10 protein-coding genes are annotated in these 13,863 nt (G+C 68.9%); 6 read left to right on the forward strand and 4 right to left on the reverse strand.

Annotated features, from left to right (window positions below; translation table 11 throughout):
• Position 1 precedes the first annotated feature (1 nt).
• From CFB52_RS25150 to CFB52_RS25160, 3 genes are all read right to left on the reverse strand, one after another.
• On the reverse strand, positions 2-1,531 hold the full coding sequence (locus CFB52_RS25150) for a CoA-acylating methylmalonate-semialdehyde dehydrogenase (protein ID WP_099317736.1): 1,530 nt from the start codon (positions 1,529-1,531) through the stop codon (positions 2-4).
• A gap of 112 nt (positions 1,532-1,643) precedes the next feature.
• Positions 1,644-3,350: an AMP-binding protein gene (locus tag CFB52_RS25155; protein WP_099317737.1), complete on the reverse strand. Its 1,707-nt coding sequence runs from the start codon at positions 3,348-3,350 to the stop codon at positions 1,644-1,646.
• Positions 3,351-3,548: 198 nt separating this feature from the next.
• The gene (locus CFB52_RS25160; protein ID WP_099317937.1) at positions 3,549-4,682 is read right to left on the reverse strand and encodes an acyl-CoA dehydrogenase family protein; all 1,134 of its coding nucleotides are present in this window, start codon (positions 4,680-4,682) and stop codon (positions 3,549-3,551) included.
• A 137-nt stretch (positions 4,683-4,819) separates the two neighbouring features.
• On the opposite strand from CFB52_RS25160, the gene CFB52_RS25165 reads away from it, so the two are divergent.
• The 3 genes from CFB52_RS25165 (at position 4,820) to CFB52_RS25175 (ending at position 8,297) form a co-directional block, all read left to right on the forward strand.
• Entirely contained in the window at positions 4,820-5,854 is a 1,035-nt protein-coding gene (locus CFB52_RS25165; protein ID WP_059584518.1) for an AraC family transcriptional regulator, read from the forward strand.
• Between the two features lie 122 nt (positions 5,855-5,976).
• Entirely contained in the window at positions 5,977-7,527 is a 1,551-nt protein-coding gene (locus CFB52_RS25170; RefSeq protein WP_099317938.1) for a nodulation protein NfeD, read from the forward strand.
• Entirely contained in the window at positions 7,524-8,297 is a 774-nt protein-coding gene (locus tag CFB52_RS25175) for a slipin family protein (RefSeq protein WP_059584516.1), read from the forward strand. Before CFB52_RS25170 ends, CFB52_RS25175 begins: the two co-directional genes overlap by 4 nt.
• Positions 8,298-8,384: 87 nt before the next feature.
• Here CFB52_RS25175 and CFB52_RS25180 read toward each other — a convergent pair whose 3' ends face one another.
• Positions 8,385-9,662, reverse strand: coding sequence for a haloacid dehalogenase-like hydrolase (locus CFB52_RS25180; RefSeq protein WP_059584514.1), 1,278 nt, complete (start codon positions 9,660-9,662; stop codon positions 8,385-8,387).
• A 505-nt stretch (positions 9,663-10,167) separates the two neighbouring features.
• On the opposite strand from CFB52_RS25180, the gene CFB52_RS25185 reads away from it, so the two are divergent.
• From CFB52_RS25185 to CFB52_RS25195, 3 genes are read left to right on the forward strand one after another with little or no spacing between them, the layout of a single operon-like run.
• The gene (locus tag CFB52_RS25185; protein ID WP_099317939.1) at positions 10,168-11,067 is read left to right on the forward strand and encodes a M24 family metallopeptidase; all 900 of its coding nucleotides are present in this window, start codon (positions 10,168-10,170) and stop codon (positions 11,065-11,067) included.
• Positions 11,068-11,116: 49 nt separating this feature from the next.
• Positions 11,117-12,904: an SDR family oxidoreductase gene (locus CFB52_RS25190; RefSeq protein WP_099317738.1), complete on the forward strand. Its 1,788-nt coding sequence runs from the start codon at positions 11,117-11,119 to the stop codon at positions 12,902-12,904.
• A gap of 29 nt (positions 12,905-12,933) precedes the next feature.
• The gene (locus CFB52_RS25195) at positions 12,934-13,839 is read left to right on the forward strand and encodes a metal-dependent hydrolase (RefSeq protein ID WP_099317739.1); all 906 of its coding nucleotides are present in this window, start codon (positions 12,934-12,936) and stop codon (positions 13,837-13,839) included.
• The last annotated feature ends 24 nt before the right edge of the window (positions 13,840-13,863 follow it).

Genomic DNA, 13,863 nt, shown 5'->3' on the forward strand with positions numbered 1-13,863 from the left:
CTCAATGCAGCCGGATCGTCGTGTTCACCGGGCCGGCCGTCGTATCGTCGTCGAACCAGCGCGCGGTGACCGTCTTGGTCTGCGTATAGAACTGCACGACCTGCTTGCCGTACGGGCCGAGATCGCCGAGCTTCGAGCCGCGCGAACCGGTGAAGCTGAAGAACGGCACCGGTACCGGGATCGGGATGTTGATGCCGACCTGGCCGACGTCGATCTCGCTCTGGAACCGGCGCGCGGCCGCGCCGCTCTGCGTGAAGATACCCACGCCGTTGCCCATCGGGTTCGCGTTGACGAGCGCGATCGCCTCGTCGAGCGTGTCGACTTCCATCACGACCAGCACCGGCCCGAAGATTTCATGCGTGTAGATCGTCATGTCGGTCGTCACGCCGGAGAAGATCGTCGGCCCGATGAAGTTGCCTTCCTCGAAACCGGGCACCTTCACGTCGCGGCCGTCGAGCTCGAGCTTCGCGCCTTCCTTGATGCCCATGTCGATCAGCGACAGGATGCGCGCCTTCGCGCCGCGCGACACGACCGGCCCGACGTCGGTGCCCGCTTCCGATCCCGCGTTGACCTTCAGCGTCTTCGCCTTCGCGACGATGTCCGGCAGCCATTCGCGCGCCTTGCCCACCAGCACCGCGACGGACGTCGCCATGCAGCGCTGGCCGGCCGCGCCGAAACCAGCGCCGACGAGCGCGTTGATCGCCTGTTCGCGGTTCGCGTCGGGCAGCACGACCGCGTGGTTCTTCGCGCCCATCATCGACTGCACGCGCTTGCCCTGCGCGCTGCCGAGGTTGTACACGTGCGTGCCGACCGTGGTCGAGCCGACGAACGAGATCGCCTTCACGAGCGGATGCGTGCAGATCGCGTCGACGACGTCCTTGCCGCCGTGCACGACGTTCAGCACGCCTTTCGGTATGCCGGCTTGGAGCGCGAGCTCGACGAGCTCCATCGTCGACATCGGGTCCTGCTCCGACGGCTTCAGCACGAACGTGTTGCCGCACACGATCGCCATCGGGAACATCCACAGCGGAATCATCGCGGGGAAATTGAACGGCGTGATGCCCGCGCACACGCCGAGCGGCTGGCGCAGCGTGTAGGTGTCGACGCCGCCCGCGACGTTCTCCGCGAATTCGCCGAGCTGCAGCGTGCCGATCGAGCACGCGTGCTCGACCACTTCAAGGCCGCGGAAGATGTCGCCTTCGGCGTCGGGAATCGTCTTACCCTGCTCGGCCGTCAGCGTCCTGGCGATGCGCTGCTGGTTCGCGCGCACCAGATCCTGGAACTTCAGCATGATGCGCATGCGCGCGGAAATCGGCGTGTTCTTCCACGTCGCAAACGCGGCGTGCGCGGCCTGCACGGCCGCGTCGACTTCCGCGACGGTCGCGAACGGCACGCGCGCGAGCACCTGTTGCGTCGCCGGGTTGACGATGTCGCGCCACTCGCTCGTGGCGGACTCGGCGAAGGCGCCGTCGATCAGCAGCTTGACCGTCGGCACGTCTTGCCCCGTACGGGGCGTCGGATTCGCGTTCATCAGTGCAATCTCCTTGCAGTGGGCCGCGACGTAACGGCATGCCGCCGCGCGACCGTTTCAATTCGGCTGCGGGCGGCCGCCGCGGCATGCGGCGCGCACGGCCCGCGGCCGGTCATTTCAGTTCGGCGGCGAAATCTTCTTCCCAGTACTCGCCGGGCATGCGCGCGCTCGCGTCATCGCCGCGCTCGATCTCGCGGCGGCGCAGCTCGACGCGGCGGATCTTCCCCGAGATCGTCTTCGGCAGCTCCGCGAACTGCAGGCGGCGAATGCGCTTGTACGGCGCGAGCTTCTCGCGCGAGAAGCGAAAGATCTCCAGCGCGAGCGCCGGGCTTTCTTCATAGCCCTCGCGCAGCGTGACGAACGTCTTCGGCACCGACAGCCGCACCGGGTCCGGGCTCGGCACGACGGCCGCTTCCGCGATCGCCGGGTGCTCGATCAGCACGCTCTCCAGCTCGAACGGGCTCAGCCGGTAGTCGGACGACTTGAACACGTCGTCCGCGCGGCCGATGTACACGTAGTAGCCGTCGTCGCGACGCATCGCGATGTCCGACGTGCGGTAGTGGCCGTCGCGCATCGCATGGGCCGTCGCGTCGGGATTGTTCGCGTAGCCCTTCATCAGCCCGACCGGGCGCGCGACGCCATCGCCGATCGGCAGCGCGACCTCGCCTTCGGTCACCGGCGCGCCGTCCGGGTCGAGCAACGCGATCCGGTAGCCGGGCAGCGGCCGGCCCATCGAGCCCGCGACGACCGGCTGGCCCGGCGAGTTGCCGATCAGGCAGGTCGTCTCGGTCTGGCCGTAGCCGTCGCGAATCGTGATGCCCCACGCGTTCTTCACGCGCTCGATGATCTCGGGATTCAGCGGCTCGCCCGCGCCGACGATCTCGCGCAGCTTCACGTCGAACGACGCGAGCGGCTGCTGCACGAGCATGCGCCACACGGTCGGCGGCGCGCACAGCGTGGTCACGCGGTATTTGACGAGCGCATCGAGCACGGCCTTCGGCTCGAAGCGCGCGTAGTTGAATACGAACACGCACGCCTGCGCATTCCACGGCGCGAAAAAGCAGCTCCACGCGTGCTTCGCCCAGCCCGGCGAGCTGATGTTCCAGTGGATGTCGCCGGGCTGCAGGCCGACCCAGTACATCGTCGACAGGTGCCCGACCGGATAGGTGCGGTGCGTATGCTCGACGAGCTTCGGCTTCGACGTCGTACCCGACGTGAAGTACAGCAGCATCGGATCGTTCGCGTGCGTGACGGCGTCCGGCTCGAACGCGGCGCTCGCCGCATAGCCGTCGTTCATCGCGAGCCAGCCTTCGCGCGGCGCGCCGGCGACGATCTTCTGCTCGAGGCCGAGGCCGGCCTGCTCGAACTTCGCGGTTTCGTTCTCGTCGACGATCGCGTAGGTCGCGCCGCCGATCTGCACGCGGTCGCGCACGTCGTCGGGCGACAGTTGCGTGGTGGCGGGCAGCACGATCGCGCCGAGCTTCATCGCCGCGAGCATCGCGTCCCACAGCTCGACACGGTTCGGCAGCATCAGCAGAATGCGGTCGCCGCGCACGACGCCGATCGAGCGCAGCCAGTTCGCGATCCGCGACGAACGCTCGGACATCTGCGCGAACGAATACGGGTCGCCCGTGCCGGTTGCCGCATCGACGATCCACAGCGCGGGCTGGTCGTTGCCGCGCGCCATCGGGTCGAAATAGTCGAGCGCCCAGTTGAACGCGTCGAGCACCGGCCATGCGAAATCGCGATACGCGGTGTCGTAGTCGGTGCGATGGCGCAGCAGAAAGTCGCGTGCGTCGAGGAATGCCTGTACCGTCATGTGTCGTCTCCGTCCAGTCTCCATGCCCAGCGGTCAACCGGCGCAGGTGCTGCAGCACCTGCCCGGTTCCGTGTCGCCCGGCGCACGGTCACGTCGCTGCGTGCCGCGTTTGCCGCGCTGCCCTCGTGCCTGCGTTGTATGCCTGCTCGTTCGACCGTTTGTTCGACTGCGTGATGCCGGATGGGCGCGTGCCGCGACTCACAGCTGCCGCGCGATCACCATCCGCTGCACTTCGCTGGTGCCTTCGTAAATCTGCGTGATGCGCGCGTCGCGATAGTGGCGCTCGACTTCGTAATCGGCGAGATAACCGTAGCCGCCGTGGATCTGGATCGCATCCGAGCACACGCGCTCGGCCATCTCGGACGCGAACAGCTTCGCCTGCGACGCTTCGGACAGGCACGGCAGCCCGGCCGTGCGCAGCTTCGCCGCGTGATGCACGAGCAGGCGCGCGGCGTTGATCTGCACGGCCATGTCGGCGAGCTTCTGCTGGATCGCCTGGTGCTCGGCGATCGGCTTGCCGAACTGCACGCGCTCGCCCGCATAGCGGCGCGCCTTGTCGAACGCGGCGCGCGCGATGCCGAGCGCCTGCGCGGCGATGCCGATCCGGCCGCCTTCGAGGTTCGACAACGCGATCTTCAGCCCTTCGCCGCGATGGCCGAGCAGGTTCTCTTCGGGAATCGCGCAGTTCTCGAACGTGATCGGGCACGTATCCGACGCGCGGATGCCCATCTTCTTCTCGGGCTTGCCGACGATGAAGCCCGGTGTGTCGGTCGGCACCAGGAACGCGGAAATGCCGCGCTTGCCCGCTTCCGGATCGGTCATGGCAAAAACGATCGCCACGCCCGCGCGCTGGCCGTTGGTGACGAACTGCTTCGCGCCGTTCAGCACCCATTTGCCGTCGCGCAATTCGGCCCGCGTGCGCAGGTTGTTCGCCTCGGAGCCCGCCTGCGGCTCGGTCAGGCAGAATGCGCCGATCACGCGGCCGGCCGCCATGTCGGCCAGCCAGCGATCCTTCTGCGCGGGCGTGCCGAAACCGAGGATCGGCCCGCAGCCGACCGAGTTGTGCACGCTCATCATCGTCGCGCACGCGGCGTCGCCGGCCGCGACTTCCTCCATCGCCAGCGCATAGGCGACGTAATCCGTATACGAGCCGCCCAGTTCCTGCGGCACGATCATCCCGAGCAGCCCGAGCTCGCCGAGCTGCGCGACGATCGCGTCGGGCAGGTGCGCGTCGTGGTCCCACTGCGCCGCGTTCGGCGCCAGCATCTCGGTGGCGAACGCGCGCGCGGCGTCGCGGATCATCCGCTGGTCTTCGGTGTAAAGCTCGTCCATGGTGCTGCTGTCTCCCGCGGCCGCCGGGCGCGACCGTCCTTGCGTTTCGATGCAACAAGTGTAGGCAAGCACGCGCGACTGTTCGATGCTCGCGCCGCTCATTTACACTGAGCGTTTTTGCCATACCGGCGACACCGATGAAGCAGGAAGACAAGGGAACCGTCGCGATCAGCCTCGTCGCGTACAGCGTCGCGCTGGCCACGCGGCGCGGCGTGGCGGCCGAGCCGCTGCTCGCGCAAGCGGGCATCGCCCCGGCGCTGCTCGGTCAGCCGCGCGCACGCGTGTCCGCGCAGCAATACGGCGCGCTGTGGAACGCGATCGCCCGCACGCTCGACGACGAGTTCTTCGGGCAGGACAGCCACCCGATGCGCAGCGGCAGCTTCATCGCGATGAGCCAGGCGGCGCTATCCGCGCGCGACGGGCTGCACGCGATGGCGCGCGCGGTGAACTTCATGCACTGCGTGCTCGACGACCTGCACGCGGAGCTCGACGCGAACCCGCAGCGCGTGCGGCTGCGCTTCGTGCACCGCAACAACGGCGCGACGCCCGCGATGTTCACGTACGCGACCTATTTCATCATCGTGTACGGGCTCACCTGCTGGCTGATCGGGCGGCGCATCCCGCTGCTGCATGCGAGCTTCCGCTGCGACACGCCGCCCGCCGACCACGAATACCCGTCGATGTTCTGCGACGACATGCGCTTCAACGAGCCCGATTCGTATGTGGATTTCGATCCCGAATTCGCGACGCTGCCGGTCGTGCAGAACGCGAAGACGCTGAAAACGTTTCTGCGCAACGCGCCGGCCAGCTTCATCGTCAAGTACCGCAACCCGAACGCGCTCGCGCAGCGCGTGCGCGCGGTGCTGCGCGGAATGCCGCCCGCCGCGTGGCCGGGCGCGGGCGGGATGGCCGCGCGGCTGCACGTGGCCGAGGCCACGCTGCGCCGCAAGCTGCACCAGGAAGGTCACGCGTACCAGTCGATCAAGGACACGCTGCGGCGCGATCTCGCGTTCGAGGCGCTGGCCGACCCCGCCCGCACGATCGCGGACGTCGCGGCCGCGACCGGCTTCGCGGAGCCGAGCGCGTTCTACCGCGCGTTTCGCAAATGGAGCGGACGCAGCCCGGCCGACTATCGCGACGAAGTGCTCGCGCGCGGCGGCGGCGCAAGCTGACGCCGGCCGGTGCGGCCGCAACTTCGCGCTTTCGGCCGAAACCGCCTAATCTTCAAGCATCGGGCCCACGCCCTTTTTCGCGAGCCGGACGGCACGCGGCCGTGCGCCGCCCGGACGTCCCGATGCGCTTTCACCGTCATGGGCCGCCGCCGGCGCCTGCCGCGCCCGACGGCCGCCCCCGTCACCCGCTGTCCGCGCGGGTCGCGCGCGCCGCGCTGTTCGCGGCGCTGCTCGTCGTGTGTGCCGCGGTCGCCGCGCCGCCATCGGCCGACGCGCCCGCCGCGCATCCGGTCGTCGTGATTCCCGTCAACGGCGCGATCGGCCCCGCCAGCGCCGATTTCATCGTGCGTTCGCTCGCGCGCGCCGCTCGCGAGCACGCGCCGCTCGCGATCCTCCAGCTCGACACGCCCGGCGGCCTCGATACGTCGATGCGGCAGATCATCAAGGCCATCCTCGGCTCGCCGGTGCCGGTCGCCGCATTCGTCGCGCCGGGCGGCGCGCGCGCGGCGAGCGCGGGCACCTACATCGTCTATGCGAGCCACTTCGCGGCGATGGCGCCCGGCACCAATCTCGGCGCGGCGTCGCCCGTGCAGTTGGGCATCGGCGGCGCCGCGCCGCCGGGCGCGAACCCCGCCGCGCCACATCCCACCGGTGCGCCCGGTGCATCGGGTGCGTCCGCCACGCCGGCCGCGCTGCCGACCGATACGCAATCGACCGAGATCCGCAAGGCGATGCAGGACGCTTCCGCGTACATCCGCGGCCTCGCGCAGTTGCGCGGACGCAATGCCGAATGGGCCGAGCGCGCGGTGCGCGAGGCCGTGAGCCTGTCGGCGAATGAGGCGCGCGCGCAGCACGTCGTCGACCTGATCGCGCAGGACGCGGCCGATCTCGCGCGCCAGCTCGACGGCCGCGCGGTGACGACCACCGCCGGCACGCTGCGTCTGGCGACCGCGCACGCGCCGCTCGTCGCGCTCGCGCCCGACTGGCGCAGCCGCTTCCTCGCGATCATCGCCGATCCGAACGTCGCGCTGATCCTGCTGACGATCGGCATCTACGGCCTCTTCTTCGAATTCGCGAACCCCGGTTTCGTGCTGCCGGGCGTCGCCGGCACGATCTGCCTGCTGGTCGGGCTGTTCGCGATGCAGTTGCTGCCGATCAGCTATGCGGGCCTCGGCCTCGTGCTGCTCGGGCTCGGCTGCCTCGTCGCGGAGGCGTTCCTGCCGACCTTCGGCGTGCTCGGGTTCGGCGGAATCGTCGCGTTCACGATCGGCGCGCTGATGCTGATCGACACCGACGTGCCCGGCTACGGGATTCCATGGCCCGTGATCGCGAGCCTCGCGCTCGGCGGCGGGCTGCTCGTCGCGGGCGTGTCGGGCGTCGCGCTGCGCGCGCGGCGCCGCCCGGTCGTGACGGGTGCCGAGGCGCTGCTCGGCAGCATCGGCGAAGTGCTCGACGACGGCCTGCAGCCGGACCAGCCGCCGGGCGCGGCCGGCGCCGCGCCGTCGGCCGCCGGCTGGGCGCGCGTGCATGGCGAGCGCTGGCGCGTGGCGAGCAGCATGCCGCTGGCCGCCGGCTGCCGCGTGCGCGTGACCGGCCGCCACGGGCTGACGCTGACGGTCGCGCCGCTCTACGACGTGCCCGCGCCGGTCCATCCCCAGGGAGAACCTTCATGATCGGTTACACGTTCGGCTTCAGCAGCGTCCTCATCGTCTTCGTCGTGGTGCTCGTCGCATCGTCGATCCGCATCTTTCGCGAGTACGAACGCGGGGTCGTGTTCATGCTCGGCCGGTTCTGGAAAGTGAAAGGGCCGGGGCTCGTGCTGATCATCCCGATCGTCCAGCAGGTCGTGCGGATCGACCTGCGCACCGTCGTGTTCGACGTGCCCGCGCAGGACGTGATCACGCGCGACAACGTGTCGGTGAAGGTCAATGCGGTCGTGTATTTCCGCGTCGTCGATCCTGAGAAGGCCGTGATCCAGGTCGCGCGCTTCTTCGAGGCGACGAGCCAGCTCGCGCAGACGACGCTGCGCGCGGTGCTCGGCAAGCACGAACTCGACGCGCTGCTCGCCGAGCGCGAGCAACTGAACGCGGACATCCAGAAGACGCTCGATGCGCAGACGGATGCGTGGGGGATCAAGGTGTCGACGGTCGAGATCAAGCACGTCGACCTGAACGAGACGATGATCCGCGCGATCGCGCGGCAGGCCGAAGCCGAGCGCGAGCGGCGCGCGAAGGTGATTCACGCGGAAGGCGAATTGCAGGCGTCGGAAAAGCTGCTGCAGGCCGCGCAGCGGCTTGCGCTGCAGCCGCAGGCGATGCAGTTGCGCTACCTGCAGACGCTGACGACGATCGCGGCGGACAAGAACTCCACGATCGTGTTTCCGTTGCCGGTCGATCTGCTGGGGGCGTTGCTGGATCGGTTGGGCCCCGCGCGCGAGCGTTGAGACGCGCGCGTGCCGGGCCACATGACGCCGCGGCCGGTGCCGATGGGCGCGGGGGCCGACGCCCCGCCGCCCGGCGCCCCGCCCGCGTCAGGCCAGCAGCTTGCGCTCGGCCTTGCCGTACTTGATCGACTTCTCGTCCGGAATCATCAGGCCCGTGTGCTCGTCGCGGCCCTGCAGCAGGAAGCGTGCGTCCGGGTTGCCGATCTGTTCGGCCGCGAGCTTGCTGTCCGCGCCGATCTCGCCCTTCTTCATTCGGTTGACGATCACGCCGGCCGCGGTGTCCTTGAAATCGCGCAGCATCCACGCGTCGCCGTCGCTGTCGCCGAACACCAGCAGCGGGCCGTAGCCCTTCTTCGACGCGAGGACGTTGCGAATGCCCACCGTCTTGCCGGGCCCCCAGTTGAAATGCCAGCCGGCCGGATAGGTGCTCGTGTACTTGCCGTCCTGCATGTCGAGACGCAGGCCGATCACGTTCTCGGGCGGCACGCCGTAGCCGTAGTTCGGATTGCCGGCAAATACGCGCACGACGTCGTCGAGCGACGCGGTGCTCACGTACACGTCGATGCCGTTCGCGCGCAGCGTATGCATCACCGCGCGGATTTCCTCGTGAATGCGGATGCCGTGGAAATGCGTGTCCGCGACCACGCCGGCCTTGCCCGGCAGCGTCTTCGGGCTTTCGTAGCGGACCTTGCGCAGCGCGTCGCCGATACCGTAGTTGTTCGACGCTTCCGCCATCGCCTGCAGCTCGGCGGTCGTCATGTTCTTGTAGAAGTAGATGATCCACTTGTAGCCGACTTCGAGCGGATGCGTGTCGCAGATCGCGTCGTACATGAAGTACAGCTTCGCGCGAAAATCCTTGAACTGGTCGGTCTCGCGGATCTCGTCGAGGCTCTTGTCGCCGCCGAGGCCCTTGTAGTTCGCATGGAGCCAGCGGTAATCGGACTCGACGTCGGCGGCGAGGTCCTCCATCGTCACCGGCTTGCCGTCGAGGGTCGTGTAGTCCTTCATGAACGCGCCCTTCGGCACGTCCTTCCACATCACGCCGACGAATTCATCCGGCGTCAGCTTGTACTGCAGATGGTTGATCTGGTACATCAGCAACGCCTCTTCACAGTCGTTCATGATGCACGTGTTGTCCCAGTCGAACACCGCATACGGGCGGCGCTTTCCGTCGTAGTGCGCGCTCGCGACACCATGCCGGTCGAGCACCGCCTGCAGGCGCGCGGCGTTGAACGGCGACCAGCGGCCCGGGTCCAGCGCGTCCGGCGCGGCTACGCTCTTCGCGCCGGACGTGCCGGCCTTGAGCATCAGCGGCGTCGCGGCGGTCGCCGCGGCAAGGGTGTTCATGAACCGGCGGCGCTGCATGGTCTCTCTCCGTGGAAATGTCGAATGCGCTTCGATCGCCCCGCGCGACGCGCGACACACCGGCCCCGCGAAGCCGCCAAGGCGTCGGATCGGGCGGGTGATGTGACGAAATTATTTCGGCAATTTGACAGCGTCGCGCCGCGACGCGACGGAGAGTTGATCCGGCGCGACATCCTGGGCCCGCGCGAAACCCCGCGCCGCGCTCCCCGGCCGGCTCCCGCCCTTCGAAACACGTGCGCAGCGATGGCCATTCGGCCCCCACCGCCGGAAACCTAGAGCAACCCCTCCATTTCGGCCCTTCATTAGGAGAAGCCCTCATCTCCGGGGGCTGGCGCGCGACGTCGAACCGGCTATTATCGTTACATCACACAATGGCACATTAAATGCTGACTGAATAATCCGCCTCCGAATCACCGGCGGAAGCGATCCGGATCAGCGCCCAGCCTTGCACAAGGACCCGCATCGCGCCGACACGCAAACGCGGGCCGACACATGGAGACGCATCATGACCGCCCACCACCCGCTGCCGGAAGTCCACCTCGACGAGCTGCCGCAATTCCGCGCGGTCCAGCAACTGGCCTACCGCTGCGTCGAGACCGTCGGCGCGATGCTCTACCCCGGCATCACCGAGAAGGAAGCCGCGCGCCTGCTGACCGAATGGCTGCAGGATCACGGCGTGCACGACTGGCTGCACAAGCCGTTCGCGTGGTTCGGCGACCGCACCGCGTTCGACGGCTTCTCGGGCCTCAAGCACATGGGCGGCTTCAATCTCGCGTTCTTCCCGAGCAACCGTCAGCTCGAAACCGACATGCCGGTGATCCTCGACGTCGCGCCCGTGCTCGACGGCATCGTCGCCGATGTCGGCTACGCGCACTGCGTCGGCCGCAACCCGATCCTCGAGCAGTTGCAGGACGACCTGATGGACCATCGCGACATGATCGTGCGGCTCGTGAAGGCGCGCCGGTCGATGGCGGAAGTCGCGCAGGAAGTCGACGCGCTGTGCCGCCGCCAGGGCGTCGAGCCGCGCCACAAGGCCTATCCGTTCAAGGTGCTCGCGCATCGTGTCGCGAAGATCCACAAGCTGTCGAAGCCGCGCTTCGTCGCGCGCTTCGGGCTGAACGCGACGCGCAACCTGCTGCTCGACCAGGGCCGCGCGGCGAAGCAGCAGGGCTGGTCACCGCTGTGGTCGATCGACCGCCGCTCCGAGCATGCGCCGGTGCCGGGCCTGTGGGCTGTCGAGCCGCATCTCGGCTTCGCGGGCGTCGGCGCGAAATTCGAGGAACTGCTCGTGATCACCGACGACGACGCGTACTGGCTCGACGACGACCTGCCGCACGTGCGCCGCTGGCAGCGCCGCCAGGCCGAGCGCGCGCAGGCGGCGGCGAACGTGCCGGCCGCCGCTTGACACGCACGTCACGCGCCCTCCTCCCGACTCCCTGAACGACGGACTCACGATGCAGCCTCTTTCCGACGAAGCGCCGCTGGCCCTGTTCGAATCGGTTCACAGCGAAACGGCGGTCGCCTCCGGCGACCTGACGCTCGCGGTGCGCACCTGGGGCGACCCGGCCCGCTCGCCGGTCGTGCTGGTGCACGGCTATCCCGACGACAGCAGCGTCTGGCGGCACGTCGCGCCGCTGCTTGCGCGCAAACACTACGTGATCGCGTACGACGTGCGCGGCGCGGGCCTGTCCGGCGTGCCGACGCGCACGGCCGACTACCATCTCGCGAAGCTGACCGACGATTTCGTCGCGGTGATCGACGCGCTCTGCCCCGGCCGCGCGGTGCACCTCGTCGCGCACGACTGGGGGGCGATCCAGGGCTGGGAATTCGTCACCGATCCGCGCCTGGCCGGCCGCATCGCGTCATATACGTCGTGCTCGGGCCCGTGCCTCGACCACGTCGGCTTCTGGCTGCGCGAACGCGTGCTGCACCCGACGCCCGCGTCGCTGGCCAGGCTCGGCGGCCAGCTCGTGCGCTCGTGGTACGTCTACCTGTTCCACCTGCCGCTCCTCCCCGAACTCGGCTGGCGGCTGTGGCTCGGCCGCGCGTGGCCGGGCCTGCTGCGCCGGATCGAGAAAACGCCCGCCACGCCGCGCCCGACGCAGGCCGACGACGGCGCGCGCGGCGTGCGCCTCTACCGTGCGAACTTCATCCGCTGCCTGTTCGCGCCGCGCGAACGCTATGCGCATGCGCCGGTGCAGACGATCGTGCCGCTCGGCGACAAGTACGTGAGCCCCGCGCTGTCCGAGAACCTGTCGCGCTGGGTGCCGCGGTACTACCGCCGCGAAGTCGCGGCCGGCCACTGGCTGCCGCTCGCCGATCCCGCGCGCTTCGCGGATCTCGCCGGTCAATTGATCGATTCGGTCGAATCCGGCGACGAACCGCCCGCGCTCGCGAACGCGCGCCGCCGCGCGACCAGCGGGCGCTTCAGCGGCAAGGTCGCGGTCGTCACCGGCGCGGGCAGCGGCATCGGCCGCTGCGCGGCGCTGGCCTTCGCACGCGAAGGCGCGACGGTCGTCGCATGCGACATCGATCTCGCGAGCGCCGAGCGCACCGCGCTGCTCATCGGGCTGACCGGTGCGCACGCGCATGCGAAACGCGTCGACGTCGGGTCCGCCGACGAAATGGAAGCGCTCGCGACCTGGGTCGGCAGCGAACTCGGCGGCGCGGACGTCGTGATCAACAACGCGGGCATCGGGATGGCCGGCGGCATCCTCGACACGAGCACGCGGCACTGGGAGCGCATCCTGCACGTGAACCTGTGGGGCGTGATCCACGGCTCGCGGCTGTTCGCGCGGCAGATGGCCGCGCGCGGCGCCGGCGGGCACATCGTCAACACCGCGTCGGCCGCCGCGTTCGGGCCGTCGCGCGACCTGCCCGCGTATGCGACGACGAAGGCCGCGGTGCTGATGCTCAGCGAATGCATGCGCGCGGAACTCGCCGGAAAAGGCATCGGCGTGACGGCCGTGTGCCCCGGGTTCGCGGAAACGGGAATCATGGCGTCGACGCACTACGCGGGTGCGAGCGGCCAGGACGAAGCGCGGCTGCGCAAGCGCGCGACCAGGCTATACCAGATGCGCGGCCTGAAACCCGAAACCGTCGCGCAGGCGATGATCGACGGCGTGCTGCGCAACCGTCCCGTCGTCGCGGTCGGCGGCGAAGCGCACGCGATGCGCTTCGTCGGCCGCTTCATGCCGTGGCTGGGCCGGATGATCGCCCGCGTCAGCATGGCATCGCATTGACGGCGCACGACGCCGCACAGGGAGACGACATGAACGATACCGCCGACTACCACAAGATCAGGGCCCGACACGTGAAGTTCGACTTCAGCGACACGCCGGTCACCTGGGTGCCGAACGATCCGGGCAGCACGCACATCATCAACACGCTGAACCTGCTGTTCCCGGAGGGCGAGCTGTGGTTCTGCCGCGTCTACAACAAGGCGCTGCCGCTGATCGCCGATGCGCGCCTGCGCGACGAAGCCGAAGGCTTCCTGCGCCAGGAAGCCGTGCATTCGCGCTCGCACGGCGGCGTGCTGAAGCACTACTACGACCGTCACGGCATCGACACGAAGCCGTTCACGCAAAAGCTCAACCGGTTGTTCACACGCGTGCTCGGCGAACGGCCGCTCGGGCTGAAGATCGGCCATACGCGCTTCTGGCTGCGGCAGCAACTGGCCGTGATCGCGTCGCTCGAGCATTTCTTCGGCTATCTCGGCAACTGGGTGCTCAACGCGCACGGCCTCGACGAAGGCCGTGCGGACCCGACGATGGTCGACCTGCTGCGCTGGCATGGCGCCGAGGAAGTCGAGCACCGCACCGTCGCGTTCGACATCTACCGGCACCTGGGCGGCACCTATCCGGAGCGCTGCGTGCACATGGCGTTGGTGATCCTGCTGCTGCTCCACTACATCACGACCGGCGCGAAGTTCATGTACCTGCGCGATCCGGACGCCGGCCGCTACCCGGGCTTCGTGCTCGCGTGGTGGCGGGGTTCGCGGCGCGGGCACCTGCCGTCGTTCTGGAAGGTGATCGGCGCGGCGCTGCGCTATTTCAAGCCCGGCTATACGCCGCACCACGAAGGCTCGACCGAGCAGGCGCTCGCCTATCTCGCCCGCTCGCCGGCCGCGCAGGCGGCCGCGCACGGCGGCAACTGGGGCACGACGAAAGGCGCGTGACCGGGTTGCCGGCCGGTTCGGCGG

Source organism: Burkholderia sp. AU18528, assembly GCF_002223215.2.
Lineage (GTDB): Bacteria > Pseudomonadota > Gammaproteobacteria > Burkholderiales > Burkholderiaceae > Burkholderia > Burkholderia semiarida.

Bases quoted from the DNA above. Each gene is read 5' to 3' on its own strand.
- CFB52_RS25150 (WP_099317736.1), bottom strand. From the start codon at position 1,531: ATGAACGCGAATCCGACGCCCCGTACGGGGCAAGACGTGCCGACGGTC.
- CFB52_RS25155 (WP_099317737.1), bottom strand. From the start codon at position 3,350: ATGACGGTACAGGCATTCCTCGACGCACGCGACTTTCTGCTGCGCCAT.
- CFB52_RS25160 (WP_099317937.1), bottom strand. From the start codon at position 4,682: ATGGACGAGCTTTACACCGAAGACCAGCGGATGATCCGCGACGCCGCG.
- CFB52_RS25165 (WP_059584518.1), top strand. From the start codon at position 4,820: ATGAAGCAGGAAGACAAGGGAACCGTCGCGATCAGCCTCGTCGCGTAC.
- CFB52_RS25170 (WP_099317938.1), top strand. From the start codon at position 5,977: ATGCGCTTTCACCGTCATGGGCCGCCGCCGGCGCCTGCCGCGCCCGAC.
- CFB52_RS25175 (WP_059584516.1), top strand. From the start codon at position 7,524: ATGATCGGTTACACGTTCGGCTTCAGCAGCGTCCTCATCGTCTTCGTC.
- CFB52_RS25180 (WP_059584514.1), bottom strand. From the start codon at position 9,662: ATGCAGCGCCGCCGGTTCATGAACACCCTTGCCGCGGCGACCGCCGCG.
- CFB52_RS25185 (WP_099317939.1), top strand. From the start codon at position 10,168: ATGACCGCCCACCACCCGCTGCCGGAAGTCCACCTCGACGAGCTGCCG.
- CFB52_RS25190 (WP_099317738.1), top strand. From the start codon at position 11,117: ATGCAGCCTCTTTCCGACGAAGCGCCGCTGGCCCTGTTCGAATCGGTT.
- CFB52_RS25195 (WP_099317739.1), top strand. From the start codon at position 12,934: ATGAACGATACCGCCGACTACCACAAGATCAGGGCCCGACACGTGAAG.